The sequence below is a fragment of the Sphingobacterium tabacisoli genome (genome assembly GCF_017908035.1).
Lineage (GTDB): Bacteria > Bacteroidota > Bacteroidia > Sphingobacteriales > Sphingobacteriaceae > Sphingobacterium > Sphingobacterium tabacisoli.
Map to the genome: position 1 here is coordinate 910,649 of NZ_JAEQMU010000001.1, position 26,780 is coordinate 937,428.

Consider the following 26,780-nt stretch of genomic DNA (forward strand, 5'->3'; position numbering starts at 1 on the left):
TAGAATTATGGCTATTAGGTATTCCGAATTGTCTCATTTTTTCTCTCGTGATAAATTTACAGCAGACGAACTGTCAATTTTCATTGAAAAAACATCAACTAAACTTTCTGAAAAAGAACGTGACCTTTTATTAATTCTTGTAAAGAATCAATTATCCAAATTTGAAAAGAAAAAGAACCAAATTCCCAGCAACAAACCAATAGCTTCCACAAAAAGGGGGAAACATTCTGAATCAGGACATGATTTGTCCTTTTTAAGCGAATTTCTCTATTTATCCAAAGAACAACTCGCAGAACAATTAAAAATTTCCTTAAAACTATTAATTAATGTTCTTTCCAAACATGGTATAGATTCGAGTAGCTGCGATAGTGTTGATATGGTTTCTTTGATTAAAATAAAATCTTACATACAGGATAGATTGAGGTTCATACGACCAAAGGAAACCAACAACATTAAAAGGTCCAAACAGATTACATACGCAAAAGATGACGCCTACGGAAAGCTATTAACATATGGATTTTCTAAAGTGATTTATATTAGAATGAAATAGCCTCAATAAAAACTATGCACATCCACTGCACCGACACTTGATATATTTGAATTATTAATCGATAAAAAGTAGAGACATGAGTACAAACATTAATGTAGAACTTAACTGCGCAACCTGTGGTCAATCTAATTTTGACCACAATGAGGACAAATCCTGGGTGAAATGTAATAACTGCGATAGAGAGTATCTGGGAGGAATAAGTGAATTGGCTGAGTTCAATCAAAGCAATATCCAAGATGCAGTAAATGATTACGGTCAAAGTTTAGTAGATGAATTCGCTAAATCTCTTGAGTCAAAGTTCAAAAATAATAAATACATAAAATTTAAACGGAAATGAATATAAACTGGCAAGACCCATCCTTTCTTCTTTCAGTAATAGCTGTTCTAGGAACACTTTTTACTTATCTCATACATGACAGAAAAATAAAAGCTCAGGAGAAGCTTATTAATGACTACCAATTAGATAAAATTGAAGAAGAGAAAAATCGAAAAAGACAAGCTACTGTACGTGCCTCTCTTATCAAAGGAAACAAAGGTCATCGCATTTTGAGAGTCTATAATAAAGGGCAAGCTATTGCAAAAAATGTAAGGTTGATTATTAAGGATGAGCCAGATTATTTGTATAGCACGAATCCATTTCCTTTTCCCGTATTAAACGAGCATGAAAATATTGATCTAGATATACACTTACATATGGGTTCACCAGATAATATATCGTTTGAAATACTATGGGATGATGAATCCGCAACAGATAACAAACACAGTCAGATTGTACAACTGTAAGGAGTGTAGTAGTTCTTTTTTGACGGCCAAAAAAGAACAATAACAATTCATTATCTTTACGCCGCATATACAAAAGCAGATTAACCCAACAATAATGATTACCGGAGAAATAAAATCCCAAATAGATAAGATATGGAATGACTTCTGGACAGGAGGAATTTCCAACCCATTAACCGTCATTGAACAATTTACTTACCTGATCTTCCTAAAACAATTGGATGACAGGCAGGTTACCATTGATAAAGAGAAGCAACTCCTAGGCAGCTCCAAAAAAGCAGACATATACACCGAAGAACAGAAGCCCTTGCGATGGTCATACTTCAAGGAGTTGGACCCCGAGCGTATGATGGATATCTTCCGTAGACCACAGATAAAACTGGACAACCTAACTGCTTTCGACTTTATGCGCACATTAGGTACAGCAGGAGGGAAGTTCTCAGAATACATGAAAGGAGCGACCTTCATGATCGAAAGCCCAAACCTATTGGATGCTGTTGTACAGCAAATCGACAAATTGCCATTGAGCAATCGAGATACTAAAGGAGATCTGTACGAATACATGTTGAGCAAGATTGCCGAAGCAGGTACCAACGGGCAGTTCCGTACGCCGAGACACATTATCCGCATGATGGTCGAGCTCATGCAACCACAACAAGACGATACCATCTGTGATCCAGCGATGGGGACAGCAGGCTTCCTAGTCAATGCAGCCGAATACATCCAAGAGACACATGAAGACTGGCTGCTGGACAAATCATTCCGCGAACATTACTACGGCAATATGTTCAACGGTATGGAGATAGACCCATCCATGTTACGTATTGCTTCAATGAACCTACAACTGCACGGTATCGAAAATCCAACGCTTATCTCTGGATCCGCATTGGCAGAGCGAAATAGTGTTAATTCGCAATACTCGCTTATCTTAGCCAATCCACCATTCAAAGGTGCGCTAAATGCAAATGACGTCGAGAGCTCCTTGCTCAAGATGACCAACACCAAAAAGACCGAGATCCTATTTTTGAGTCTCATGTTGCGTATGATGAGCCTGGGTGGTCGTGCAGCAGTTATTGTTCCCGATGGTGTTTTATTTGGATCATCCACAGCACACAAAGCCATTCGCAAAGAGTTGGTAGACAACCAACAGCTACAAGCTGTTATCTCCATGCCTTCGGGTGTGTTCAAACCTTATGCCGGCGTAAGTACCGCAATTTTGATCTTCACCAAGACCAATTCTGGTGGCACCGACAAAGTATGGTACTACGACATGAAAGCCGATGGATACAGCCTAGACGACAAGCGCAATGCTATTACTGCCAATGATATTCCAGATATTATAACCCGTTTCAAGGATCTAGCAAATGAGCAAGCCCGAGCCCGTACCGATCAATCATTCTTTGTGCCAGCACAAGAAATCCGTGACAACGCCTACGACTTAAGCATCAACCGCTACAAAGAGGTAGTCTACGAAGAGATAAGCTATGAGAAGCCAGCGGTTATCCTCAAACAGATAGCGAGTATCGACCAAGAAAGACAAACATTGTTAAACGAATTAAAAGGGCTGTTGTAGTATGTGGGAGAAAGTTAAGTTATTTGATGTATGTCGACCTAAGCAGTGGAAAACTATATCGACTAAGCATTTACAGACTTCGGGATATCCAGTCTATGGAGCTAATGGTAAGATAGGCTTTTATTCGGAATATACACATGTTGATCCGACGTTGACAATTACTTGTCGGGGAGCAACATGTGGAAGTATACACATTACCGACCCTAAAAGTTATATCAATGGAAATGCAATGGCTTTAGATGATTTGAAATCTAATACTAGTATTAGATTTCTCTATTATTATCTAAAAACTAGGGGCTTTGAAGATGTTATATCTGGTTCAGCTCAACCCCAAATTACTCGTGAAGGCTTAGAGAAAATCGAGATTCCCCTTCCACCAATACTAATTCAAGAAAAAATTGCTGAGATCTTGGACAAGGCGGATGAATTACGTCGCAAAGACAAAGACCTACGAGACAAATACGACGAACTCGCCGAAGCCATCTTTATGGATATGTTTGGCGATCCCGTACGCAATGAAAAAGGCTGGGATGTGAAGACTTTAAAGGAGCTTTGTTTAAAAATTGGGAGTGGATCGACTCCCTCTGGTGGGAATGAGTCATACAAAAATGAAGGTATTTCATTAATAAGAAGCCTTAATATTCATCAAAATAAATTTAAATATAAAGATTTAGCTTTTATCGATGACAAACAAGCGGATAAACTGAAAAATGTTATAGTAGAGGCCGATGACATTCTTTTCAATATAACAGGGGCATCTGTCTGCCGCACAACAGTGGTCCCTTCAAATGTACTACCAGCAAGAGTTAATCAGCACGTCGCAATTCTTAGATTTGATAAAGAACATGTAGCTCCTTTTTTTGCAGTTAGATTATTAAGCAATGCTATTATGAATCGTCATCTATACGCTATAGCAACTCAAGGAGGGGCAACAAGAGAGGCGATTACAAAAGAACAATTACAAAAGCTAGAAATAATTGTTCCCCCAATCCATCTCCAAGAAGCCTTTGCTAAAAAAAACGAGTTAATCAACCAGCTCAAAGCACAGACCAACGCAGAGAAGTCCGAAGAACTATTCCAGTCATTATTACAAAAAGCATTCAAATACGAGTTAACGATTGATTAGCGTCTGCTGAATGATTTTCTTTCTATTTTTTTAAAGAAAAGATATGAAGTATATACATAAAGGAACTTGCCTATTCTGCAAAAGAAACGAGCCGGAAGCTACGTTTAACGAAAAGCCTCATACAATGCCCAGAAGTCTTGGTAGTAATAGCATTGGATTTGATGTATGTGATGAATGCAATCATTATTTCGGACAACCAGACAAACTTTCTAATCCACCCTTAACGATTGAGCTTTGCGTCAAAGAAATTCTTGGTTTAACAAAGTATCTTTTGCAACACCAGCAAAAGCCTCAAAACGTACGGCTTAAATCTATATATTTTGAGTTTTGGGCTTCTACAGGTAAGTTGAAAGTAAAAAGCAAATATCGATTTACATATGATTTTCAGAAAGCTCTTTTAAACCAATTTAAACGAGGTTTGTACGAAATGTTTTTGCAGGAGTACCACAAGGAAACAAAAAAAGGATTAGATGAGCGTTTTGATGAAGTTAGAAATTATGCAAGATATAATGAAGGAGATATGCCACTTTATCATCTACAGAGTTCCAAAGGTATAATCCCTATCCACGAAAACTTTGCATCACCCCAATTTACATTTACTCAAACTCAAATTAATGATATAGAGAGATTTGGTTTTTGCACATTAATTATTTTTGGTAAATGGTTTTATCTTGAGGTGACGCCGCAGGCAGCCGTCAATCGAGAGGACTATTTAAAAAATGAGTCCAAAATAATCGGTTCCGGTTTTGTTTTTAATAAGTTGGTAGAAGTAAAAAGCGTTAACGATATTGATTTTACATTAACGAAATTGTTGGGTAGATAAATAGGTGTTCGGAAAACCGTTGGAGATATAACAATTCCCTCTTCCCACCTGTCTAAATATTGTTTATCTTTAAAGACGAACCAAGTATATTGTAGATGGCGTCAAATTTTGAATTTTTAGCGGAAGAGTTTCCTCTTATTTATCAAGAAATCACACAGGCAGAACAGAACACATTCACTGCCCCACGTTATGCAGCGATGTTGTGTCGATCCACATTAGAGATCTCACTATTTTGGCTGTACGAGAATGACTCGGATTTTGAAATGCCATTCGACAAATCCATCAACAGCCTACTACATACCGATTCATTTAAAGACAATATACGGGCATCTGTTCGCGAAGAACTAAATACGGTGCGCCTACTGGGCAATATTGCATCACATGCTGGAAAAGGTAACGCGGTCAAAACAATCAAAGATACCGAAGCACTACATGCTCTAAAATGCATGTACAACTTCCTGCACTGGATCGCCAAACTGTACGCCAAGCGATTTCCTTCAGACAGTCAATTTGATGAAAACCTAATCCCCCGTGGACAGGTCGACGATATCAATGCCAAAAAGGTAAAAGAACTAAACAACTCTTACCAGGAGGCGCAGAAACTAGCAGAAGAGGCTTACCAAGAAAAGCAAAAAGCCATACTGCAGAACGAAGAGCTACGCAGACAATTAGAAGAAATACAAGCGCAGCTGGCCGACAGGAAAGAAGAACGCGAGCAGGTTATTGCCGAGTTACCAGCTCCACCGGTTTTAGTAACTGAATTGGAAACGCGACGTTTGCTAATCGATCTTTACTTGCGTGAAGCTGGCTGGGACAACCTACAAAAACCTCGTGACCTGGAGTACGAAGTGCAGGGAATGCCTTTGTCAACCAATCCGTCTGGTAGGGGCTATGTAGACTACGTTCTTTGGGATGATGATGCCAAACCACTGGCTATTGTCGAGGCCAAAAGTACGCTTCACGATTCGAATAAAGGTCAACATCAGGCATCGCTATATGCCGATTGCTTAGAGAGGAGTACGGGACAGCGTCCAATCATTTTCTACTCCAACGGCTATGAAACACATATTTGGGACGACCAATTTTATCCGCCACGCCGGATATATGGCTTCTACACCAAAAAGGAACTACAAACCCTAATCAAAAGACGGGAGACTCGTAAAGACATCCGTAAGTTTGAAGTGAATTCGGGTATTGCCGGTAGGTCCTACCAATTAGAAGCAATACAGCGCTTGTCAGAGCATTTCGTAACCTCAAAGAATGATACCTTAAGAGGGACTAACCGTCGTGCACTATTAGTTATGGCAACAGGTTCCGGCAAAACCCGTACAGCCGCTGCCATTGTTGATATGCTGACCAAGTCCAATTGGGCTAAGCGCATACTTTTTCTGGCAGACCGAAATGCCCTGGTTACACAAGCTAAAAACGCATTTAAAGAACATTTGCCAAATCTCTCTGCTATAGACTTGACTAAAGAGAAAGAAACTGGCCATACCCGATTGGTCTTTTCGACCTATCCTACGATGATGAATCTCATCAACAATCAGATGGAAGGCGAAAACCGTGATTATGGCGTTGGCCACTTCGATGCCATATTTATCGATGAGGCACACCGCTCCATCTATCAAAAATATCAATCTATCTTCGATTACTTCGATGGTTTATTGATAGGACTAACCGCTACGCCAAAAAAGGAGCTAGATAAAAACACCTATTCATTCTTCCAATTGGAAGACGATATCCCAACTTTTGCATACGAATTAGATACAGCTGTACATGACGGCTACTTGGTACCACCACGTGCGTACTCTGTTCCTATTCAAATGGTTCGGGACGGAGTCAAATACAAAGATCTAAGCGATCAAGATAAGCAAGAGCTGGAAGAGAAATTAGGATTGACTGAAGTATCAGACGAAGCACTTCAGGAATTTGAAATAGGCTCATCACAGATCAATTCCTTTCTCTTCAACGAAGGTACGGTAGATTTGTTACTGGACCACTTGATGACCAACGGACTGAAAGTCGCTTCCGGTGATAAAGTAGGGAAGACCATTATCTTCGCCCGCAACCACAGACATGCCGTCTTTATAGAAGAGCGGTTCAATAAAAACTATCCTGAATATGGAGGTAACTTCTGCCGTGTCATTGACAATTACAACGACAAAGCCCAGGACTTGCTGGAGAAATTCTGTTACGACAAAGAGGAACTCGAGCCACAGATTGCTATTTCTGTAGATATGATGGATACCGGGGTAGATGCACCGAGTGTCCTCAATCTAGTATTTTTCAAACCCGTAAAGTCATACGCCAAGTTTTGGCAGATGGTAGGGCGGGGTACACGCCTACGTCACGACTTATTTGGTCCAGGCGAAGACAAAGAATATTTCTTGATATTCGACTACTGCCGCAACCTAGAGTTCTTTCAGGAAAATCCGGACGGACACCAAGCCAATGCACAGCGCCCGTTAAGCCAGCTGTTGTTTCTCGAGCAATTGCATGTGGCCAATCTCATTCAAGAGAATACGGATGCCAATGACCAAGATTTAGCATTAGCAAAAGAATACATTGATGACCTGCATGCTAAAGTAGCAAAGCTCGATACCGCACGCTATGAAGTCAGAAAGCACCTCGCTGCAGTCCATCAATATACAGATAGAAACAAATGGGATAATCTAAACAAATCTGCCATTCTAACTATAGAAACGGAATTGTCCCATCTAATCCCCTATACGGAGGACACCGATGAGATGGCCAAACGATTTGATCTCAATAGCTATAAACTACAGATAGCGATGATCAATAGGTCACCCCGTCAGACACCCCTCGTCCAGAACTTTATGGAAATAGGGAAGAGGCTCTTGAAGAAGAGAAATGTCCCAGCAGTAGCAGCCAAAGAAGTCACTATACGCGAAATGGCATCAATAGATTTCTGGCAAGAGATTTCACTTTCCAAAGTCGAAAACCTGCGTAAGGAAATTCGTTACCTCATCCATTTGTTGAAAGAAGAAAATAATATCAAGCCAATTTACACTAAGCTTGACGATAAGCTCCTAAGGGAAGAAATCGTCCAGTATGATATCATCGAAAACTTTAAAAACCTACAAAGCTATAAAGATCGCGTAACAGCCTTTATCAAAAAGAACAAGCACCATTTGGTAATTGATAAACTTTATAAAAACCAAAAGATCAATGCTTTTGAATTGCAACAGCTTGAGCAGTACTTAATAGTCGAAGCCCTGGGGTCTAAAGAAGAATTTGTGAGAGAATTTGGCAACCAGCCGCTAGGAACCTTCATCCGATCCGTCATCGGACTAGATCAAGAGGCCATACAGAACCACTTCACTAGCTTCATTGGCGAAGCCAACCTCTCTGCTAAACAGATTAAATTCATGGACACCGTAATCCGCTACTTCGTAACCAATGGTTACCTCGAAACAGCAGATCTCATGGAGCCACCATTCACCGAACTAGACGACAGCGGAGTAATAGGCTTGTTTGAAGATAATCACGTCCATAAACTAATTGGCTTAATCCGAGAAGTAAACCAAAACGCAGATATAGGAGCATAAATCTTTACAAGAGCTTAAGTAAAAGGGTGACAAATCTTACCAGAGTAAAATTCATTCTTTAGACTTAGATGATGAAACCGATTTTGTTAAAAAAGGTATAAAGTTGCATAGAAAATTTAAAGATTTTATATATTGATTTTACGGAAATAATTGTAGTTGGTAATACATAAGAATCGAAAAAAAATTAAAAACTAAAATTGTTAAAAATATGCAGTATTTAATGACAGGTATAGAACTTCATCTTGATAAAGGTTTTGGAATTACTGCTGATGCATATTACAAAAGTGCAGAACATTTACAAGATAATCCATTTGAGCACTATAAAATAACTCAACAAGCAGAATTACCCCAAAGCTTTTTGTATAGACATTCAATTGAGTTGTACCTTAAATCACTTATTATAATATTTCATAATAAGTTAGAAATCGATTATGGAACTGTTAAGTTTAATAGTGAAGAACCTGAGATATTAACTGACGGAATTTGGCGCAAATTATATTCCTGTCATTTCATTGATAAGCTTTATGATTATTGGTTAAATAATCTATTGTTGCCGAACATAGATTTACTTAATGAAATTGCACCTAAAGGCGATTGGCAAGAAATAAGAAAAACTAGCGAACTTATTCCCTTAATATGTAAATACGATCGAGATAGCTCTTATTTTCGATATCCAATTACTAAAAATAGTTCTTTGGATCATCAAAAACATTCAATGCAGAAATTTAAAGCGGACACTCTCACTAAATTTTTTAAAGAAATTCAAGATAAAAAACAAACGTCTGCAAATGGAGGACTTACAATGTTATTAGTTGATGATGATGACAATATAGTTAATGCCTTCAAGAAAGATGAGAGTGTTTTGTCTGATGTAAGGGACGCTATAAAAGAAGTTGCGTATTATTTTCATTGCATTCATATTATGACAAGAGTAACGCTTTGTGGAGGAATGTGAAAATTATTCACTTAACTGGTTTAGAAATTAAACTGAAGTCAATTCTCTATATAAAGAAACTTCCGATGGAAATAATAAATAAGTTTTTCTTCGTTCTCAGGACGAATGATGAAAACCTTCTCACCAAGAATTAACTAATAACAAATAAATAATGGGAAATGATACCTCAGGTTTAAGCAAATTAACGGATACTGTCGAATCTATGATAAGTGGAGTTCCTTCTCCACTAAGAAAAAACTTCTTCAAGGCTTTATCTCAGCTATCAACCGCAGCAATAAATATTCCGACTACGTGGCTAGAAGGTAAATCTGCAGAAATAAAAGCTTCCTATGAAGCAAGGGTACAAATTATAAAAAGGCAAGGGGACAATATTGCTGAAAATATTGAAACTCCCAAAGAATATATTACAAAAGCTTCTGAAAAATATGCGTCGAAAGTTATTAAGGAGCAATTAAATCTCGATCAAATTGCATTAAATGCTGCAAATAATTTAATAAGTGAAGGAGAGAAGAATAAGGAAGATACAACAGAGGAAATAAGTGATGATTGGTTAAATGAGTTTGAAAATTACGGAAGGCTCAAATCCTCTGACGACATGAAACTTATTTTTGGGAAATTGCTTTCTGGAGAGATTTCAAAACCAGGGACATTTTCAATTAGAACGATTCGGCTTATTTCCCAATTGGATAACGATGCCGCTAAATTATTTCAAAGATTATGTTCGCTTTCTATTTCAATGCATCTCGGAGGAAAAATAATTAGTGATGCTCGCGTTGTTTCATTTCAAGGGTCTGCTGCATCCAATTCACTTAGTAAATATGGGCTTTCGTTCGATAACTTAAATATTTTACAAGAATACGGACTCATAATAACGGATTATAACTCTTATATGCCATATCCTCTGTGTGTTATTTATGAAAACAATAGGATAGCGGCAAGTATCGTTTTTGGTAACAAGCACTACGGTTTACTGCCAACTGACAATGACAAGTATGACAAAGAACTTAAATTAAGTGGTGTTACGTTGACAAAAGCTGCAACAGAATTACTACCTATAATTCCACTAGAAGAAGTTCCCGAATATAAAAGTGACCTTGAGACTTTTTTCGAAAATAAATTTTTAAAGCTACAACTGATAAAATAATCTCACTGATTGGAAATAAGGCATTCCTCGTCGTCCTTCAGCAAAGAATGTCGCCAATCCAAAGAGGCACTATAGGATACAGTAAAGAAAACAAAGGCATCCTATAGAGCCTCTTTGCCCTACGGGTGCTTACGCAGATTGTCATCATCCTTGCAGTTCAGTCCTCCTCCTCATAGGCGACTACTCTATCTGTCACAGCGCATCACATCTGGCTCATTACATTCCGCAAGCTACATTACATCACCATCTGTTCAGCCCAGTTCCATCCACCGTCGCCTCGAGTTTGGCTCGCCTGCAGATCGCTCGGGCTGCGGTGCCATCGGTGGCCAACGCTACTATCGTCCATTTCCCTAAGCAAAAAATCGCGCCAATCCTATAGGCACTATGACACCACACACAATCCCCAAGAACATAGAGCCTATCAGCCCTACGGGTGCTACGCAGATTGTCACGATTTTTGCCGATCGGTCATTACCTCATCGCAGCTATTCCGGTTCACATGGCGCATCATCGCGATACGCCTGCATTTCGTTACACTCCATTCGGCTACACGCTTCCGCCCCCTGATCACCTCCATAGTAGCTGGCCAAATACATACCTAGGCACCTTGTGTTGCCGAGCTTTCGGCTGTCACTATTTTTGAAAATCCCAACCCACACATAGCTTGATCTATCCCACATGTCCACACACAAAGGCAATCATACGCTTGAAATTCCCACGCTATCAAAAATACCGCCAGCCAATCTCACCAACATATGCCGGCCCCCGGTACTACGTACCTCTCGGTCCGCCACCCTCGCTCAACTCGCAGACGGCGAGCTAGCCATAGCAAGCTTTTTGCAATCCGCTGCACTCATTGCAAACACCTGCAAAACACCTAATACTGCAAGATGAACGGATTTTAAAAAACGTAATCACAGAAAAGACAAAAAAGAATGCAAAATTAAATGCAGTAGGCTAAACAGCAAGGTCAAGCCCAGGTTTTCAGAGAAATCTCCATCCGCCTACGGCACGATAGTATTTCCCTGAAAAACCTTGCTTTATTAGCCACAAGCAATTGCAGCAAAGACTTTCTTTTTTTCCTTTTTCTTTTGAAGTGAATTTCATCGAAATTAAAGACTATCTTTCACCTAATTTTTTAAATACAAATCATTAAATGATGTGCACATTTGACCTTTGTGAATTTTATAACATGCTAATAGGCGGTATAGTTATTGGAACTATAGCGACACTAATTTATGAATTATCAAAGAAATCAATTAGAAATCAACTTTTCAAAAGGCAGTTCAATTTTTTAAAAGATAAAAATAGCTCTTGGGTAGGGTACGGTTTCAAGAATTCAAATACCAATGAGATAGAAGGAGAAAACGACTCAATTGCGACCTTAACGATATTAAGCGAAAATGTCATTGAAATTTCAGTAAAACATGGTGATCGTGAATGGAACGGGCAAATTAATTTAATTACAAAAACCTACGGAAAGCTATTTTTTAAGTATGCTGACAAAGAAGAATTCGGAACTAAGGATTGCTACATTAATAGCGAAATAATAGGGAAAGAATCTATTTTACTTGTTCCAACCAACAATCCACTCTTGTCAACAGAAAATACACCGACTTATAGCTATGGAAAAGAACTCTTCCGTAAACAGTAAAAGCCCGACATAAAGCCGAGCTTTTGAGAATAAAGTCACCACAACCTTATTTTTTTCTTTTGGTCAAAGACCCTAGCAATAAAGATACGCAAAAACTAACAGTTGCACCAATCGCTGCTAACAAAATAGTTTTCAGGACATCACCCATAATCAGGGCAGGGTAAACACCCAATAGAATACCTCCGAAAGTACCATGTCCAATAGCAGCTCTATTCATCGTTCACACCCTCCGCATCTTTCTTCAACTGCTTATCATCAACAGTCACCTGGCTAATCGCCGATATCACTCCACCAGCCACCGCCAAGTAACCACCGACGGTGACAATTGCAGCAGGCAAAGCAACTGGTGCCGTCAGAATAGCTCCACCAATCGTCGCTACCACAATACCAATATTCCGCAGCACCTTAAAAAACTTCGGGGTAGGGGCCTGAGCCCGTTCAACTACATTCATGATTTTCCTTTCTCAATAATTTCCAAAGACACCGATTCCCCAGCGTCAATAGAAGCATAAACCATCTCCTTTAACTTACTAAAGGCTTTTACAGACTCCAAACCTTTCCCGACTCCAGAAAGCTGACTAACTGGAGCAATACAGCCTCGCAACTCACTCAATGCATTATTGGCCGGATGAAATAGAATCTCACTTCGCCCCACAACATCCTTCACCAAAATATGCCATTTAAACTTTTTACTGTATCGCTTAGCCAGTGAATACCTGCCTTCCGGAATGCAGGAATTATTGCGGACGTTACCTAGCCAGGGCAGCTCAATAGCATAGCTAACAAATTCACCATCAACCCAAATCTCAGCATTGGTACCTTGACCATGATAAGTCCGCAATAATCGAACTACCATTATACGCCCGTATCTACAGCAACCAGATTCAATGCGTTAAACGCACCGTTGTTCAGCGAATAGAACGAGCCATTTACCTGCTGAAGGAACTCAATGCCGAACACCAGGAACAGCGGTTTGGTCGAATCCGTAACACCGATATCATTGCTCAACGGAATTGCTGCAGACAACGTATTGCCGTAAGCAATTTCAGAAGACGAACTTTGAGCCAACTTGAACGTTTCATTCTCAAAGTCTACCTCAACACCAGCCGAAATCATTCGGAAGTGAGTTGTTCCCCCAGGAGCTACAATCTGACTCTCCGGAGTAAAGGCAGCCAGATTAACATCCAACACACCAGTCGGACGGTCGATAGTAACCGTAAACGGAGCATAGACCGTGGCCGAAAGAGCAGCATTGCCATTGAAGTCGAAGCTCTGCAACAAAATCAACTCACCATCCAGCACATTACGTTTTCCGCGATCACTCACCGCATCAGCTTTGATTACAGCCATCATACGCTTCACCAGACGAGATATCATACGCGAGTCCTGCGTCTTATTCAATACAGGTCTGATTGCCGTACATAGCGCTTTACTGGCTTTGCCAGCACGCCCAAATTCCTGAGCATTCTCACGCGTCCGTTGAAACTTCGGGTCGTTCATAATGCGGTCCCGATCCACACCACCTTTCTGACGGGCCAGATACCCATCCTTACTTTTGTAAAAGGTAATATCCCCGATAGTACCTTTCAATTTGATAATACTTGATTGTCTTGCCATTTCCTTAAAAATTTAATCCATCACCGCTGCAGCAATCGTGATATAGAACCAAATCTTGACAAAACAGCCCGTAGAACAAAACCAACCTATACCATATGGCGTTAATAGCCATAGATACACACAATCAAACCATAAAGAATCCGTAAATTGCAACAAAGAAAAGTCACCAATACAAACCACAACTTGTTACCAACTTGGTAGCATCAAAAACTAGTCAGCTGCTGTCGATAATCAGCGTATCAACAGTAGAGATAAAGAATACATAAAGTATTGGTATGAACAGAATTTGCATTTACCCAAAGGACATCGCCAGGATTACCGGCAAGAGCTACCGACAGAGCCTTCGTATATACAATGCCATCAAAAGAAAGCACGACAAAGAATCCCATCAATTGGTTACTCTAGACGAGGTATGTCAGTATCTGGGACTAGATCCCAATCAAATAAAGAAGTGTTTATAATAGTAGACTATCCGTATTTTTCACGGAGCTCCAGCTTATCAATACGAGAGTTAATAGCACCTATATTGCGCTCAAATACCTGTGCTAATATTCTAACAGAACACCCTTCGCAATACAAATCTTCTAATTTTGAGTCATCTTCTGCTGTCCAGGGCATATAAGCCTTTGGATAAATCTTACGCTGTTTATGAATATGAGACTCTTTAGGTTTTGAATTACTAATATTCGTGTTTTCTACATTTCTATCAGCACTACTTGTTCGTGTATTTGTTGTGCTACTATTGCGTACTAAATCCAAAACCCTGGAACGAGAGATAAGCTTCATACGATTAATCTTATCAATTTTTGAGATTGATTTATTTAAAGCATCTCTTAAGCCCCTAGCATTTTCAATAGGTATACGGATTCTTTTATGATCCAAACGGCCATCTGAGGGCTCACTTTCAGAAATAACTAAGTAGAAACTCTCGTCAATATTCATTACAATGTTTAACACATATTCATTCATACCAATACTCACGTGATCACTAAAAATATTTTTGTGTCCCATAAATAATCTGCTATATAGTTTATAATTAAAAACTGGTTATATCAAATCTAGTAAAATAATATCAAGAAGACTAATAAACAGCCATCTACGTATGTAAATACTAGTTTAATCCTGCCTAATTCCGCTGTTCATTTCGTATATTTGTAATAGAAAATCGAAGTAGGGAAGACGAGAAACTGATTTAGCGAGACCCTTTAGAGACCCGTAAAAATCAAAGTCTATAAAAGATACAATATCAATGCGTTAAGAGAAAGGTTCGAATCCCACTCTCTCCGCAAAAAAAACTTCATCGAAAGATGGAGTTTTTTTCGTTATAACGGGATGAAAACCCACAGGGATTCGATTCATACAAAAAAAGCCTTCACCAAAAGATGAAGGTTTTTTGTTTCGGAAAGAAACACTCCTTATTCTGCTTGATTAAAAATCAAGCAGATTCTCCTTTAGATTTGAAGACTGGTGTTCTAACAACTCTTTATAAAACAAATCAGCTTGCTTTCTAGACAGCATTTGATGCTTTACATAGTGATCCTTACGGTACATTGCCGCTCTCAAAAAGTAAGCCTGAAACTCTTCCAGATCATAACGGCCATAGAGATTAAAGTAAATACACATATCACCAAGAAACTCCACCACATAATCAGAAGTCTTCTCATCCAAACTTTGAGACCAGCCTATTACCTCACAGTAGTTAAGATGTGGTAATGTATTCGAAAACTCGATACGTTCTTCTGTAGTACCACCCAGCAATAGTTCCAAATCCCTAGTATTGATAGTAACAGTCTCCTCAAAGTCTACACTATCTTTCACCAGTTGCCCCACCAATTCATACTGTCTATCCTCATCTATAAAAAAATCAGCCGTAATCACCACCCAACCTGGCTCAAGCTGTACCGAGGGAACCCCGGACATCTTCAACACAGCTTTACAGGCCTCATTATAGTCTACATCATCTTCACGGTTAAAAGCGAAAACCCGCATTTTCGTATTATTCTCTTCCTCATGATAGTACATCTTACAGTCCTTATATTCACCTACTTCCCATAGGACATCAGACAACTGATAATAATCAGCTGGTTTATCTAACGAGCTATCCTTTTCCTTATAGCCATTAAACGAAAGATATCCTCCATTCATCATTCGGCCATCCACTTCATAGATTAGCCCTTCATGTTTATAGTCCATACTTAAAAACGAAAGATAATCCTTACCAAATCCTTCTTTATACTGCGAGCTCATTACGGGAGTACTTCCGTCCGTACTATAGAGCACAATAGAGGTATCCCCATTGGTATAGATATGATAGGCCAGGCGCTCCTTATACCTGTACTTCACGACAAACGAACTATCAGCTTCCGAGACTCCCGTCCTGTCAAATCCGACATAAGAGTCCGCATAACCAACCGTACCAATCAATAATGCAAATAGTGCAAATACTAAATTTCTAATTTTCATTGTTAAATCATTTACCACGTCAAAAGTAAAAAGCAGCCCCTGCTTTATGAAGCCGTATTTACAATTCGCCAACAAACTTTATAATCCGTTTAGCGTACACTGGAATCTTACTTTTTTACTGGCAAATATACATTCTGTTTCGTATTTTGACAGGTATATTTAATACGTTATTTCTAGCGTATATCTGACAATAACGATGCAGTACCACTTAATAAAGCAAACATGGAGAACAAGAAATTAATGGAATCAAATCTATCAGTATTTTATAAAGTTGACATCGTTGTGATAGGAGCGGGGCAAGCTGGTCTATCAGCCGCCTATTACTTAAAAAAAGCAGGACTATCCCCAGGAAAAGGCTTCGTCGTTCTCGATGATGAATTTGGAGCTGGCGGAGCTTGGCAGCACCGATGGGACACCCTTACCTTACAGAATGTAAATGGCATAAATGACCTTCCTGGCATGAGCTTCTCGGACGCTGTAAACACAGCGGAAAAAGCTCTACAAGCCAATATAGCATTACCCCAATACTACGAGAAATATGAGAAGACGTTTGAGCTACCAATAATCCGTCCTGTTAAAGTCCTTGAAGTCACCGAACGGAACGGACGTTTTTTGATAAGAACCAATGGCACTCAATTTAGCGCCCGTGGTATAATCAATGCCACCGGAACCTGGAAGACACCCTACTGTCCCAAATATCCAGGCTGGGAAAAATTCAAAGGCAGACAGCTACATACTGGTGATTATAAAAACGCAGAAGAATTTGCAGGCAAGCGTGTCATTGTTGTTGGGGGGGGTATTTCAGCGGTGCAGTTATTAGGAGAGATATCAAAAGTAGCCAAGACCACTTGGGTTACTCGTCGTCCGCCCGATTTCAGGGACTACGAATTCAACCCTGATTTAGGGCGAGAAGCAGTGGCTATGGTAGACCAGAGAGTACGCCAAGGGCTACCACCAAATTCTGTGGTCTCTGTTACCGGTCTACCAATCACACCCGCCATCGAATGGATGTTAGAAAAAGGTATTCTCGAACGCAAACCTATGTTTAAAGAATATACTGAGACTGGTGTCCGTTGGGAAGATGGTTCCGAAATCGACGCTGACATTGTTTTCTGGAACACTGGCTTCCGACACTCACTAGACCACCTAGCCCCCTTACATCTAGTCAATGAGCAGGGAGGAGTCCCCATGTCCGGGCAACTCGCCACCCAAGTAGCTAGTGAGCACCGCATACACCTTACAGGTTATGGGCCATCCGCTTCTACCATAGGTGCCAATCGTGCAGGTAGAGCTGCCGCACGCGAACTTATTGTAACCCTTGGTTTATAAACTGAATCTTCAGATCACCTAAAATCCTGCTACGGGTCCGCATACTGATTTTAAATTGGATTCACTCGCCTTACTATAGCTTTCAGCATAGATGGAACCACAAGCCCATGAAATGGCTTTACTGGAGCAAAATAAAGGCGGCCAAATACATTGTTGAACTTAACCATTGTAGAAATAGTCAACTCTTTTCTGCCTCCCTCCAAAGCAGACTCTGCAAGAAGCAGAGACACCCTAAAATCCAGATGCTTATCATCTTCACCCAATATTATCTCCGACCCATTCCGTTCAAAAATCTGAAATAAACCCATCCGTTCACCTGGCTCACATTTCATCCCCTCGACTACACTTGCCTTATCCAGATTACCTTCAGGCACTTTCAGACCAAATACCTTCATTGTATTGTTCCGGAACGCAAATAATTTTTCGATCCATTTAGGACCAGTAGTAAAGAAAAGCTTACAGATTTTGGTAATCTCAATTTCATTTTCTGGATCATCTATTAGAGCCTTGTAGGCATCAATAAATTCAAACGTTTTATCGTCTTGTAACAACGAAATTTCAGGTAGACTTGTTTTTTGCATCGTTCAATACTTTCCGGGAGTAAGGCTTCCCTTTAATACGCACAAGTTACAAAATGATTCCACTTTTCACTCTAAAAGCTTAGTTCTTTAGGCATATTATTTTAAATTTGTGAAGCCCAATGACGTTAATATACGAGTGATTTTTGTCAACCGGATGCATAGGGAAGATACAGCCTTAGCTTGAACATTTAAAGCTACTATTAAAAGAAGATTTGAAAGAGAGTACAGCACAAACACAAAGCAACTGGATAGCTTGTGAGGATTGTCACGGCCGTGGCAAGAAGAGACGTAAATTAGCTAAGAAAACGCGTCTCCATTACCAAAGACAACTTGAGCTCTTCGAAAAATCTGGTGGCCAAGTCCCCCTGCCTATACGGCCTCGAGGACATCTGTATACTTGTCCAAGCTGCGAAGGAACAGGAATAGTATCTACAGACAACCCTCCGACAGCCGACAGCAGCACATACCCCCATGTCGCGATCATTGGTGGCGGTATTGGCGGTGCTGCATTAGCGGTAGCCTGCCTTCACCGCAAGATCCCCTTCACCCTGTACGAACGTGACCTCAACTTTGACGCACGATCCCAGGGGTACGGGCTCACTTTACAGCAAGCTAGCAAAGCAATACGGGGTTTAGGTGTCATTCTAGATGACCAAGGCGTTATATCAATAAGACACCTTGTCCATACAACAAGTGGCAGAGTAGTCGGTCAGTGGGGAGGTGGTATTCCTGTACTCCGCCCCGAAGGAAGTTCAATCAAACGCTCCAATATACATATCGCTAGACAGTCTTTGCGCTTGTCCATTCTGGCGCAGCTCGAACAAAATGACAGCCTACAATGGGGACATCAATTACTTGATTTTAAGCAGAATGACACATCCGGTATCGAGATGTCTTTTTTAGTAAACGGGGAAATAAAACGTGCACACGCAGATTTAGTGGTTGGAGCAGATGGCATCCGCAGTACAGTTCGCAAGCAAGTTATCAGCGAGGATAGCAGCCCATTACGCTACCTAGACTGTATGGTCATTCTAGGCATATGTCCACTTGCGGGACTCAATCATACGGACAGCGATCTCCTAGATTCGGCTACCGTATTTCAGACCGCAAATGGCAATGACAGGCTCTATGTCATGCCTTACACCGTCGACTCCATAATGTGGCAACTTAGTTTTCCGATCTCAGAGGCAGATGCCCTTGATCTTAGTGCCAAAGGTAGAAAAGCCCTAAAAGAAGAAGCCTGTCTTCGTACCCCTTGGCATGCCCCCATTCCACAACTGATGGCAGCCACTCCGGAAGATAAAATATCCGGCTACCCCGTGTATGACCGCGAGCTTTTACATACCGAGCAATTTGACCACATCGGAGATGTAACACTACTAGGTGATGCCGCCCATCCGATGAGCCCTTTCAAGGGGCAGGGAGCTAATCAGGCCATACTAGACGCACTCTCCTTAGCACAGATAATAGCCAAAGAATGTCCTTTCTCTCCTTGGAAAACCTTAGGTTTAAGAAAGACCATCTTAAAAGAATTTGAAAAAGAAATGCTCTCACGTAGTGCTTCCAAAGTAAAAGGTTCTGCTGATGCAGCTCAATTTTTACATTCCGACATCGTTCTACAGGAAGGAAATGAACCCCGAGGTCGATGCCGCACCAAATTCTGACGAGTATACTTCTAAGACTAACCACGTACATTTAATTTGTTTACCAAACACGGTACAAATACATCTTATTTTGTGTAGATTTAGTTGTACTAATTAGCTTTACAACTAAGTACATCTATCACCTATAACGCAATATATTAACATATTATGGCTTATAACATACCTGAACACCTCAAGGGATTAGACCAAGATGAATTAGTGCAATCCAGAAAGCGCTTTGGCTACAATCAGATGGACAATATGCACAAGAGTACCGGGCTCGAAATGTTCCTAGACATCTTAAAAGAGCCGATGCTCATCCTGCTATTTGCCATATCCATCATTTATCTCATCGTAGGCGATTATGGCGAAGCATCCTTTATGCTGGTAGCCATAGTATTCGTCTCAGCCATATCATTCTATCAGGACAATCGAAGCAAAAAAGCCTTAGAAGAACTCGAAAAGCTCAATGAACCATTGAGTACAGTCATTCGCGATGGACTAGTCATACAGATCCCTACACACGAGGTCGCCGTAGGAGACCTGTGCCTCACCGAGGAAGGTAAAATCATTAATGCGGACGGCAGAATTGTACACAGCAATGATTTTTCCGTCAATGAATCCTCCCTTACAGGAGAGAGCCTCTCTGTATTTAAGAATGCGGAAAGCAAGAATAATCAAGTTTACAGTGGCACTATTACCGTATCCGGCTTAGCAGTATTTGAAGTCGAAAAAATAGGCAAGGAAACCCGCATTGGCAAGATAGGAGAATCCATCGCTAATATCAAAGTAGAAGCTTCACCATTGCAGGTACAAATAACCAGCTTCGTCAAGACCATGGCCATTGTAGGTATAATCGTGTTTGTTCTCGTCTGCGCCTTCAACTATTACCACAGCAGAGATCTATTGGCGAGTTTGCTTAATGGATTGACACTTGCGATGTCTATACTTCCCGAAGAGATTCCTGTTGCCTTTACCACATTTATGGCTTTAGGTTCCTGGAAACTAATGCAGCAGGGAATAATTATCAAACGCAGTTCCATTGTAGAGACTTTAGGTAGTACCACGGTAATCTGTTCCGACAAAACCGGTACCATTACCGAAAACACCATGCAACTGAAACACCTTTATGACTATCAGAGTGACAAGACCTACGATAGTGATGCATTTAATAATCCTATCTTACAAACACTTCTTAGCTACGCCATGTGGAGCAGTGAGCCTATTCCATTCGACCCTATGGAAAAAACCCTGCATCAGATCTATCAACAGACACAGGCCAAAGACCTTAGAAAAGCGTACACCCTCTTTCATGAATATCCACTAGAGGGCAAGCCACCAATGATGACACACCTTTTCGAAAACGAAGACAAAGAGCGGATAATAGCCGCCAAAGGTGCACCCGAAGCCATACTTCAGGTTTCCAATCTTAGTGAGAGTGAAAAGAACAAAGTTCGAAATCTAATAACCGAACTTGGAAAACAGGGATACCGTATCTTAGGTGTTGCCAAGTCATCATTTCAGGGCAATGATTTTCCAGAAAAACAACAGGAATTCAACTTCGACTTCTTGGGCTTAGTCGTGTTTTATGATCCGCCAAAAGCAGGAATAAACGCAGTTTTTCAGCAGATATACGATGCTGGCATCAAAGTAAAGGTAATCACTGGAGACAATGTCGATACCACACGTAGTATCGCCACCCAAGCTGGTATACACTATACCGACAAAGCCATCGAAGGCAAGGATATTATGCAGTATTCAATTTCGGATATTGAGCAGGCAGCCGAAGACAACATTCTATTCACCCGTATGTTTCCAGATGCTAAGCTAGCTGTCGTTAATGCTTTAAAGCGAAAAGGGGAGGTGGTCGCCATGTTAGGTGATGGTGTCAATGACGGTCCCGCATTAAAGGCTGCACATATCGGAGTAGCCATGGGCAACAAAGGCACCGAAATTGCTAAAGCAGCGGCCTCTCTGGTACTCACCAACGACGACCTAGCCAAGTTGATCACCGGTATCGCCGCAGGCCGCAGGATATATAGCAATATCAAAAAAGCCATTCAATATATTATATCCATCCATATTCCGATTATCCTGACTGTTTCCCTGCCTTTATTTCTAGGATGGGTGTTTCCTCAGATATTCACGCCTGTACACGTTATCTTTTTAGAACTAGTAATGGGACCGACCTGCTCTATCGTTTATGAAAACGAACCTATGGAAAAAAACACCATGAAAGTCCCACCACGCCGAATGAGCGACACCTTTTTAAATTGGAAGGAGCTTGCTATCAGCATTGTTCAAGGATTAGTCATCACCATTGGTGTCCTATCCGTCTATCAGATTACGGCCCAAGCAGGAGGTTCAGAGGAAAAAACCAGAGCAATGGTTTTCACCACATTGATTTTTGCTAATATCCTGCTCAGTTTAGTCAATAGATCATTCTATTACAGCATCTTCGAAACATTGAAAAACAAAAACAGACTGCTTACTGGCGTCATTATAGCTACCCTGATTATACTTTTCGCCATCCTATTCTTCAAACCCTTCTCCGTATTTTTTGCGGTCAGCAGCTTAGGTATTTCAGAATTAGGAATTGCACTAGGGATAGCTTCAGTTTCGGTTTTATGGTTCGAGGTATATAAACTTATTAAAAGAAAAAGAACATAAGAGCTTTAGCTGTTCGTACGTTTATTTTAAATTTGATACCTCAAACACATTACTATGGAATCTGCTCTTGATGTATTATTCACTCATATTGGACAAAAGATCCAGCTCCTTGAAAGTGACAAAGCTGCGCTTAGCGATTTTTTCAAATTAAGAGCATTAAAAAGACGGCAATACCTACTTCAAGAAGGAGACCTTTGTAAATACTTGTCTTTTATTATAGACGGACTTTTAAAATCCTTCACTATCGACGATAAGGGCAACGAACACATCAGCCTACTCGCTTGGGAGGGCTGGTGGATTTCGGATTTCGAAAGCTTTGTAAAGCAGACCCAGGCAAAGTTATATATTGAAGCCGTAGAACCAACAACAGTCCTCATGCTTTCCAAAGACAACTACGAACTCCTACTTGAACAGTTCCCTATTATGGAACGTTATTTTAGGATACTGTATCAAAATAGCTTAACACGAAAGGATAGCCGGCTGATCAGCTCCAACACCCATAGTGCCGAAGAGAAGTTTAAACTATTCATGGAAACCTATCCCACATTACATCAGCGTGTCCCCCAGAACCTGATTGCCTCTTATCTCGGCCTCACTGCCGAAACCGTCAGTAGACTGAAAAAGAAGCGTTTCGACCAAGACTCTTGATCTAGGTCAATACCGTTTCTTGTTCTGCATCAAGCTTAATCTATACCCGGCTATCTAACTTTGTGCAAACAATTTTAGATATGGATAGAATAGCATTAGTGATTGGTTCCACCGGAATAACCGGGAGCAACCTAACGAAAGAATTATTGAAACAGGGTTGGTCAACTTACGGTCTAGCCCGCAATCCACACCGTAATGAGGCTGGAGTTCTCCCTATTAAAGCCAATTTACTAGATATAGCAAATCTGGAATTAGCCTTACAAGAAGTCAATCCAACACATGTTTTCTTTACCACCTGGATGCGAATGGAATCCGAAGAACAGAATATTATAGTTAATTCGACGATAGTCCAAAACCTACTAAATGTAGTTTCAAAAAAAGGAACCGTACGCCATGTCAGTTTAGTTACCGGATTGAAGCACTACCTAGGCCCCTTTGAAGCTTACGCTACAAAAGACAGTCTCCCTCAAACGCCTATCCGCGAAGACCAACCGAGATTGAGCCATCCCAACTTTTACTATGCGCAAGAGGACGAGATATATAAAGCCGCTGCACGAGATAGCTTTACGTGGAGTATACATCGCCCACACACTGTAATCGGGCATGCTATAGGCAATCTCATGAATATGGGAACCACCTTAGCTGTTTATGCATCACTCTGTAAGCAAGCACAACTACCCTTTGTTTTTCCCGGTTCCGAAGCGCAATGGAATGGATTGTCGGATGTTACCGATGCCCGTATATTGGCCGAACAGCTCGTTTGGGCTGCCGAAACACCTACAGCAGCTAACAAAGCATTCAATATTGCCAATGGCGACCTATTTAGATGGAGTTGGTTATGGAAAGAGGTTGCTACTTGGTTTGACATCCCATATATTGGCTATGAAACCGAAATAAAACCGCTACAAAATGCCATGAAAGATAAGGCTCATTTATGGGAAGTGCTAGCGAAGCAGCATCAACTAGTCGAACCTGACATCAACCAACTTACCTCCGCATGGCACACCGACCTGGATTTGGGACGCCCAATTGAAGTGATGACCGATATGGCCAATAGCCGTAGACTTGGCTTTAAAGCCTATTATAATACACGGGATTCTTTCTACCAACTGTTCGAAAAGCTTAGAATAGACAAAATAATCCCATAGGCTATCATTAGATTTTAGTTCCACGAATAAGTAAGCAGCAAGCCTATAGACTTGAGAACTATACCTCTTGCTGCTTTACCTTCGAATAGTCACCTGTTATAGATTAAGGCTTCACAACCGTAACCACGAGCCAACTACGATCTATTTCTTCTATAATAGAGTTGTACTAGTCCAGTATCAAATGCTTTGCTATGGACCAGTTCCAAGAGCTGTTCCGGTCTGCCGTCTTTGAATAACCGGGTGCCATTGCCCAATAGCACAGGGATAATCGAGACCGTAAGCTCATCCACCAAATCCTCCTTCAACAGGGTATCAATCACCTCTGCACCACCATCGCAATAGATACCCTTGCCCGATTTACTCCGTAGATTCTCCAACAGACTAACCAGACTCCCGTTGTAATAAGTCGTGCGTCCCGAATTAGCTTTCGGACTCCTCGTGATTACATATACGTCCCTATCCCCATTGTCATAATAGGAGGGACCAAGCTCTTTCACTACATAATCATGTGTTTTTCTACCAACAATCAAGGTATCAATATTTGCGATAAAGTCAGCATAGCCATAATCTTCCCCGTCTTTCTCGACCAGGCTTAAAAAGCTTAAATCATCGTTGGGTTTGGCGATGTAACCATCGACACTAGATGCAATATAAAGGGATAATTTTCTCATGGTCTGATGACATATAGGATTTACTACAAAAGTACTAAACTTACGAAAGATGTAGTGGGGGAACAACAAAAGCCTAACATTCGTTGGGCTTTTGCTTGTGGAGCTGGAGAGATTTTTTGCGTCCCAACTCCCCGCACATAACCCGCAAAGAGGATTAGTTCGAACTCTCTATTCGAGTCCTCATCTCTCCTAAAGCAACAAAACCGCTTTCAGACGAACTGAACGCGGTTTTGCTTGTGGAGCTGGAGAGATTCGAACTCTCGTCCAAACATAGTATGATTTACGCTTTCTACATGCTTAGCTTCTCTTTAATTGTCGGGAGAGGGAAGGTGAGTCGCTTACCTGTACCGTTCTCCGTATTTACTGTTTCTCACCGATGCTTAGTAAAATCACATCGGCCAGTTCTATAGTTCGATGCCCCTAATGTTAGACCGAAGAACATGATCTAACGGGACAAATAGCTATGTTAAGTCTAACTTAAGCAGCTAAGGCGTAGTTTTCTTCGCCAGTTATAAGTGTGAAAGTTCAGATTAAAGTGCTAGACTAACAATGCACTGCATGCTTACATAACCATCGCTATCCTGTCAATTCCGGTCAGCCCCATAGTTATGTACTGCAAATTTACATATAATTATCCGAATCTACGGTAGCATATCCAGCAAATAATTACCTACTACAAACAATTTTCGTTATATTGTGTTATAATATTCGTTAGTTAGTCATTAAAAGCAATAGAAATATGCCACAAAATAGTCAAAAAGACGCTGCTACTACGGAGAGCAAGCAAGAGACTTCGAAAGAACCAGTTAAAACAGGAACTACGGCGAAACCTACTACGCCAACTAAAACTGTAGCAAAAACTGTAGCTACTAAGAGTCCTGCACCAAAAGTTCCAACAGCTACTAAGAACACATCAGATGCAACAATACCTGCTGCTTCAACGAAAGCACCGGCAGCTAAATCTGCACCTGTGAAAGCGGCAACGACTAAGCCTGCTGCTGCCACAAAAGCACCAGTGGCCAAGAGCACAACTAGCGCAGCTAAACCCGCACCTGCGAAAACGACAACGACTAAGCCAGCCACTGCTGCCGCAAAAGCGCCAGCAGCCAAGGGTACAACTAGCACTGCAGCTAAAGCTCCTGCGAAAACGGCTACAACTAAGCCCGTTGTCGCTGCCACAAAAGCACCAGCAGCCAAGAGCACAACTAGTGCAACTAAATCCGCTCCTACAAAAGCGGCTACGGCTACCGCAAAAGCGCCAGCAGCCAAGGGTACAACTAGCGTGGCTAAATCCGCTCCTACAAAAGTGGCTACTGCTAAGCCAGCCATTGTAGCTGCAAAAGCACCTGTAGCCAAGAGTACAACTAGTGCAGCTAAACCAACTCCTGTAGTAAAAGCGGGTACGAATACTACAAAACCAGCAAAAGCAAGTTCCCCTGTCAAGAAAAAGACACCAACGGTCGCAAGTAATAGCGCGTCTATAGAAGCGGTGCCAGCAGCTGTGGTAAAGAAAGAAGAAAAAGTGAATAAGAATAAAAAAGATATGAAAAAGAAGGATGCTAAAGTAGAGGTCGAGAAAAAAGACAAGAAAAAAGTAGCTGAAAAATCAAAAGACAACAAGTCTTCTTCAAAAGCAGCTAAAAAAGAAAAAAAGTCAGAGGCAAAAAGCAAAGCTAAAAAATCAGCAAAAAAAGACGCCAACAAGAAAGATAAAAAGAAGCAAGAAGCCTTGACCAAATTAAAAGCAGTCATTAAAGACTTTTACAAAAAAGTTATGACTGACCAAAAGAAAAAGCCAAAGAAGAAAAAGTAAGGATATAAAAAAAGAGCGGAAAA

25 protein-coding genes and 1 other RNA gene are annotated in these 26,780 nt (G+C 40.8%); 17 read left to right on the forward strand and 9 right to left on the reverse strand.

Features of this window, described 5'->3' with window-relative positions; translation table 11 throughout:
• Nucleotides 1-7 precede the first annotated feature (7 nt).
• The 10 genes from JKG64_RS03705 to JKG64_RS03750 all read left to right on the forward strand — a co-directional run bounded on the left by JKG64_RS03705 (nucleotide 8) and on the right by JKG64_RS03750 (nucleotide 12,174).
• The gene (locus JKG64_RS03705; protein ID WP_210352994.1) at nucleotides 8-550 is read left to right on the forward strand and encodes a hypothetical protein; all 543 of its coding nucleotides are present in this window, start codon (nucleotides 8-10) and stop codon (nucleotides 548-550) included.
• A gap of 76 nt (nucleotides 551-626) precedes the next feature.
• On the forward strand, nucleotides 627-887 hold the full coding sequence (locus JKG64_RS03710; RefSeq protein ID WP_210352995.1) for a hypothetical protein: 261 nt from the start codon (nucleotides 627-629) through the stop codon (nucleotides 885-887).
• Entirely contained in the window at nucleotides 884-1,333 is a 450-nt protein-coding gene (locus JKG64_RS03715; RefSeq protein ID WP_210352996.1) for a hypothetical protein, read from the forward strand. The genes JKG64_RS03710 and JKG64_RS03715 overlap by 4 nt, the downstream gene beginning before the upstream one ends.
• Before the next feature lie 94 nt (nucleotides 1,334-1,427).
• The gene (locus tag JKG64_RS03720) at nucleotides 1,428-2,903 is read left to right on the forward strand and encodes a type I restriction-modification system subunit M (protein WP_210352997.1); all 1,476 of its coding nucleotides are present in this window, start codon (nucleotides 1,428-1,430) and stop codon (nucleotides 2,901-2,903) included.
• 1 nt (nucleotide 2,904) lies between these two features.
• Entirely contained in the window at nucleotides 2,905-4,029 is a 1,125-nt protein-coding gene (locus JKG64_RS03725) for a restriction endonuclease subunit S (RefSeq protein ID WP_210352998.1), read from the forward strand.
• A 43-nt stretch (nucleotides 4,030-4,072) separates the two neighbouring features.
• Nucleotides 4,073-4,852: a hypothetical protein gene (locus JKG64_RS03730; RefSeq protein ID WP_210352999.1), complete on the forward strand. Its 780-nt coding sequence runs from the start codon at nucleotides 4,073-4,075 to the stop codon at nucleotides 4,850-4,852.
• Nucleotides 4,853-4,947: 95 nt separating this feature from the next.
• Entirely contained in the window at nucleotides 4,948-8,421 is a 3,474-nt protein-coding gene (locus tag JKG64_RS03735) for a DEAD/DEAH box helicase family protein (RefSeq protein ID WP_210353000.1), read from the forward strand.
• Between the two features lie 208 nt (nucleotides 8,422-8,629).
• Entirely contained in the window at nucleotides 8,630-9,376 is a 747-nt protein-coding gene (locus tag JKG64_RS03740) for a hypothetical protein (protein ID WP_210353001.1), read from the forward strand.
• A 151-nt stretch (nucleotides 9,377-9,527) separates the two neighbouring features.
• Nucleotides 9,528-10,520 (forward strand): DUF2806 domain-containing protein, encoded by a 993-nt coding sequence (locus tag JKG64_RS03745; protein WP_210353002.1) that lies wholly within the window; start codon nucleotides 9,528-9,530, stop codon nucleotides 10,518-10,520.
• A 1,192-nt stretch (nucleotides 10,521-11,712) separates the two neighbouring features.
• Complete coding sequence (locus tag JKG64_RS03750) at nucleotides 11,713-12,174, forward strand: hypothetical protein (protein WP_210353003.1); 462 nt, start codon at nucleotides 11,713-11,715, stop codon at nucleotides 12,172-12,174.
• Nucleotides 12,175-12,383: 209 nt separating this feature from the next.
• Here JKG64_RS03750 and JKG64_RS03755 read toward each other — a convergent pair whose 3' ends face one another.
• Genes JKG64_RS03755 through JKG64_RS03765 form a run of 3 tightly spaced genes read right to left on the reverse strand, consistent with a single transcriptional unit; the run spans nucleotide 12,384 to nucleotide 13,791 of the window.
• Nucleotides 12,384-12,626: a hypothetical protein gene (locus JKG64_RS03755; protein ID WP_210353004.1), complete on the reverse strand. Its 243-nt coding sequence runs from the start codon at nucleotides 12,624-12,626 to the stop codon at nucleotides 12,384-12,386.
• Nucleotides 12,623-13,030: a DUF5675 family protein gene (locus JKG64_RS03760; RefSeq protein ID WP_210353005.1), complete on the reverse strand. Its 408-nt coding sequence runs from the start codon at nucleotides 13,028-13,030 to the stop codon at nucleotides 12,623-12,625. The genes JKG64_RS03755 and JKG64_RS03760 overlap by 4 nt, the downstream gene beginning before the upstream one ends.
• Nucleotides 13,030-13,791: a hypothetical protein gene (locus JKG64_RS03765; protein ID WP_210353006.1), complete on the reverse strand. Its 762-nt coding sequence runs from the start codon at nucleotides 13,789-13,791 to the stop codon at nucleotides 13,030-13,032. Before JKG64_RS03765 ends, JKG64_RS03760 begins: the two co-directional genes overlap by 1 nt.
• A gap of 275 nt (nucleotides 13,792-14,066) precedes the next feature.
• Between JKG64_RS03765 and JKG64_RS03770 the strand changes: the two genes are divergently transcribed.
• Complete coding sequence (locus tag JKG64_RS03770) at nucleotides 14,067-14,252, forward strand: hypothetical protein (RefSeq protein WP_210353007.1); 186 nt, start codon at nucleotides 14,067-14,069, stop codon at nucleotides 14,250-14,252.
• A 7-nt stretch (nucleotides 14,253-14,259) separates the two neighbouring features.
• Here the strand turns inward: JKG64_RS03770 and JKG64_RS03775 are convergent, their stop codons facing one another.
• Both JKG64_RS03775 and JKG64_RS03780 read right to left on the reverse strand, forming a co-directional pair.
• A complete protein-coding gene (locus tag JKG64_RS03775; protein WP_210353008.1) occupies nucleotides 14,260-14,802 on the reverse strand; it encodes a hypothetical protein in 543 nt (180 codons plus the stop codon).
• Between the two features lie 417 nt (nucleotides 14,803-15,219).
• A complete protein-coding gene (locus tag JKG64_RS03780) occupies nucleotides 15,220-16,254 on the reverse strand; it encodes a hypothetical protein (protein WP_210353009.1) in 1,035 nt (344 codons plus the stop codon).
• 222 nt (nucleotides 16,255-16,476) lie between these two features.
• Between JKG64_RS03780 and JKG64_RS03785 the strand changes: the two genes are divergently transcribed.
• Nucleotides 16,477-17,583, forward strand: coding sequence for an NAD(P)-binding domain-containing protein (locus JKG64_RS03785; protein ID WP_246512467.1), 1,107 nt, complete (start codon nucleotides 16,477-16,479; stop codon nucleotides 17,581-17,583).
• Between the two features lie 50 nt (nucleotides 17,584-17,633).
• Here the strand turns inward: JKG64_RS03785 and JKG64_RS03790 are convergent, their stop codons facing one another.
• Complete coding sequence (locus JKG64_RS03790) at nucleotides 17,634-18,164, reverse strand: DUF2867 domain-containing protein (RefSeq protein WP_210353010.1); 531 nt, start codon at nucleotides 18,162-18,164, stop codon at nucleotides 17,634-17,636.
• A gap of 212 nt (nucleotides 18,165-18,376) precedes the next feature.
• Between JKG64_RS03790 and JKG64_RS03795 the strand changes: the two genes are divergently transcribed.
• The 4 genes from JKG64_RS03795 to JKG64_RS03810 all read left to right on the forward strand — a co-directional run bounded on the left by JKG64_RS03795 (nucleotide 18,377) and on the right by JKG64_RS03810 (nucleotide 24,273).
• A complete protein-coding gene (locus JKG64_RS03795; RefSeq protein WP_210353011.1) occupies nucleotides 18,377-19,828 on the forward strand; it encodes an FAD-dependent oxidoreductase in 1,452 nt (483 codons plus the stop codon).
• A gap of 147 nt (nucleotides 19,829-19,975) precedes the next feature.
• Nucleotides 19,976-22,477, forward strand: coding sequence for a cation-translocating P-type ATPase (locus tag JKG64_RS03800; protein ID WP_210353012.1), 2,502 nt, complete (start codon nucleotides 19,976-19,978; stop codon nucleotides 22,475-22,477).
• A 54-nt stretch (nucleotides 22,478-22,531) separates the two neighbouring features.
• Nucleotides 22,532-23,125, forward strand: coding sequence for a Crp/Fnr family transcriptional regulator (locus tag JKG64_RS03805; protein WP_210353013.1), 594 nt, complete (start codon nucleotides 22,532-22,534; stop codon nucleotides 23,123-23,125).
• A gap of 80 nt (nucleotides 23,126-23,205) precedes the next feature.
• Entirely contained in the window at nucleotides 23,206-24,273 is a 1,068-nt protein-coding gene (locus JKG64_RS03810) for an SDR family oxidoreductase (RefSeq protein WP_210353014.1), read from the forward strand.
• A 134-nt stretch (nucleotides 24,274-24,407) separates the two neighbouring features.
• Here the strand turns inward: JKG64_RS03810 and JKG64_RS03815 are convergent, their stop codons facing one another.
• The 3 genes from JKG64_RS03815 to JKG64_RS03825 all read right to left on the reverse strand — a co-directional run bounded on the left by JKG64_RS03815 (nucleotide 24,408) and on the right by JKG64_RS03825 (nucleotide 26,273).
• Nucleotides 24,408-24,944 carry a dihydrofolate reductase family protein gene (locus JKG64_RS03815; RefSeq protein WP_210353015.1) on the reverse strand — a complete coding sequence of 179 codons (537 nt, stop codon included), beginning with the start codon at nucleotides 24,942-24,944 and terminating at the stop codon, nucleotides 24,408-24,410.
• A gap of 234 nt (nucleotides 24,945-25,178) precedes the next feature.
• Nucleotides 25,179-25,546: a transfer-messenger RNA gene (gene ssrA / locus JKG64_RS03820) on the reverse strand.
• A gap of 151 nt (nucleotides 25,547-25,697) precedes the next feature.
• Nucleotides 25,698-26,273, reverse strand: coding sequence for a hypothetical protein (locus tag JKG64_RS03825; RefSeq protein WP_210353016.1), 576 nt, complete (start codon nucleotides 26,271-26,273; stop codon nucleotides 25,698-25,700).
• On the opposite strand from JKG64_RS03825, the gene JKG64_RS03830 reads away from it, so the two are divergent.
• Nucleotides 26,251-26,757 (forward strand): hypothetical protein, encoded by a 507-nt coding sequence (locus JKG64_RS03830; protein WP_210353017.1) that lies wholly within the window; start codon nucleotides 26,251-26,253, stop codon nucleotides 26,755-26,757. The two genes, JKG64_RS03825 and JKG64_RS03830, sit on opposite strands and share 23 nt — an antisense overlap.
• Nucleotides 26,758-26,780: the final 23 nt, after the last annotated feature.

Coding starts and splice junctions, on each gene's coding strand:
- JKG64_RS03725 (WP_210352998.1), top strand. CDS start 2,905: ATGTGGGAGAAAGTTAAGTTATTTGATGTATGTCGACCTAAGCAGTGG.
- JKG64_RS03710 (WP_210352995.1), top strand. CDS start 627: ATGAGTACAAACATTAATGTAGAACTTAACTGCGCAACCTGTGGTCAA.
- JKG64_RS03825 (WP_210353016.1), bottom strand. CDS start 26,273: ATGGCTGGCTTAGCAGTAGCCACTTTTGTAGGAGCGGATTTAGCCACG.
- JKG64_RS03790 (WP_210353010.1), bottom strand. CDS start 18,164: ATGCAAAAAACAAGTCTACCTGAAATTTCGTTGTTACAAGACGATAAA.
- JKG64_RS03720 (WP_210352997.1), top strand. CDS start 1,428: ATGATTACCGGAGAAATAAAATCCCAAATAGATAAGATATGGAATGAC.
- JKG64_RS03805 (WP_210353013.1), top strand. CDS start 22,532: ATGGAATCTGCTCTTGATGTATTATTCACTCATATTGGACAAAAGATC.
- JKG64_RS03785 (WP_246512467.1), top strand. CDS start 16,477: ATGGAGAACAAGAAATTAATGGAATCAAATCTATCAGTATTTTATAAA.
- JKG64_RS03750 (WP_210353003.1), top strand. CDS start 11,713: ATGCTAATAGGCGGTATAGTTATTGGAACTATAGCGACACTAATTTAT.
- JKG64_RS03765 (WP_210353006.1), bottom strand. CDS start 13,791: ATGGCAAGACAATCAAGTATTATCAAATTGAAAGGTACTATCGGGGAT.
- JKG64_RS03815 (WP_210353015.1), bottom strand. CDS start 24,944: ATGAGAAAATTATCCCTTTATATTGCATCTAGTGTCGATGGTTACATC.
- JKG64_RS03770 (WP_210353007.1), top strand. CDS start 14,067: ATGAACAGAATTTGCATTTACCCAAAGGACATCGCCAGGATTACCGGC.
- JKG64_RS03780 (WP_210353009.1), bottom strand. CDS start 16,254: ATGAAAATTAGAAATTTAGTATTTGCACTATTTGCATTATTGATTGGT.
- JKG64_RS03810 (WP_210353014.1), top strand. CDS start 23,206: ATGGATAGAATAGCATTAGTGATTGGTTCCACCGGAATAACCGGGAGC.
- JKG64_RS03800 (WP_210353012.1), top strand. CDS start 19,976: ATGGCTTATAACATACCTGAACACCTCAAGGGATTAGACCAAGATGAA.
- JKG64_RS03735 (WP_210353000.1), top strand. CDS start 4,948: ATGGCGTCAAATTTTGAATTTTTAGCGGAAGAGTTTCCTCTTATTTAT.
- JKG64_RS03755 (WP_210353004.1), bottom strand. CDS start 12,626: ATGAATGTAGTTGAACGGGCTCAGGCCCCTACCCCGAAGTTTTTTAAG.
- JKG64_RS03745 (WP_210353002.1), top strand. CDS start 9,528: ATGGGAAATGATACCTCAGGTTTAAGCAAATTAACGGATACTGTCGAA.
- JKG64_RS03740 (WP_210353001.1), top strand. CDS start 8,630: ATGCAGTATTTAATGACAGGTATAGAACTTCATCTTGATAAAGGTTTT.
- JKG64_RS03730 (WP_210352999.1), top strand. CDS start 4,073: ATGAAGTATATACATAAAGGAACTTGCCTATTCTGCAAAAGAAACGAG.
- JKG64_RS03760 (WP_210353005.1), bottom strand. CDS start 13,030: ATGGTAGTTCGATTATTGCGGACTTATCATGGTCAAGGTACCAATGCT.
- JKG64_RS03705 (WP_210352994.1), top strand. CDS start 8: ATGGCTATTAGGTATTCCGAATTGTCTCATTTTTTCTCTCGTGATAAA.
- JKG64_RS03715 (WP_210352996.1), top strand. CDS start 884: ATGAATATAAACTGGCAAGACCCATCCTTTCTTCTTTCAGTAATAGCT.
- JKG64_RS03775 (WP_210353008.1), bottom strand. CDS start 14,802: ATGGGACACAAAAATATTTTTAGTGATCACGTGAGTATTGGTATGAAT.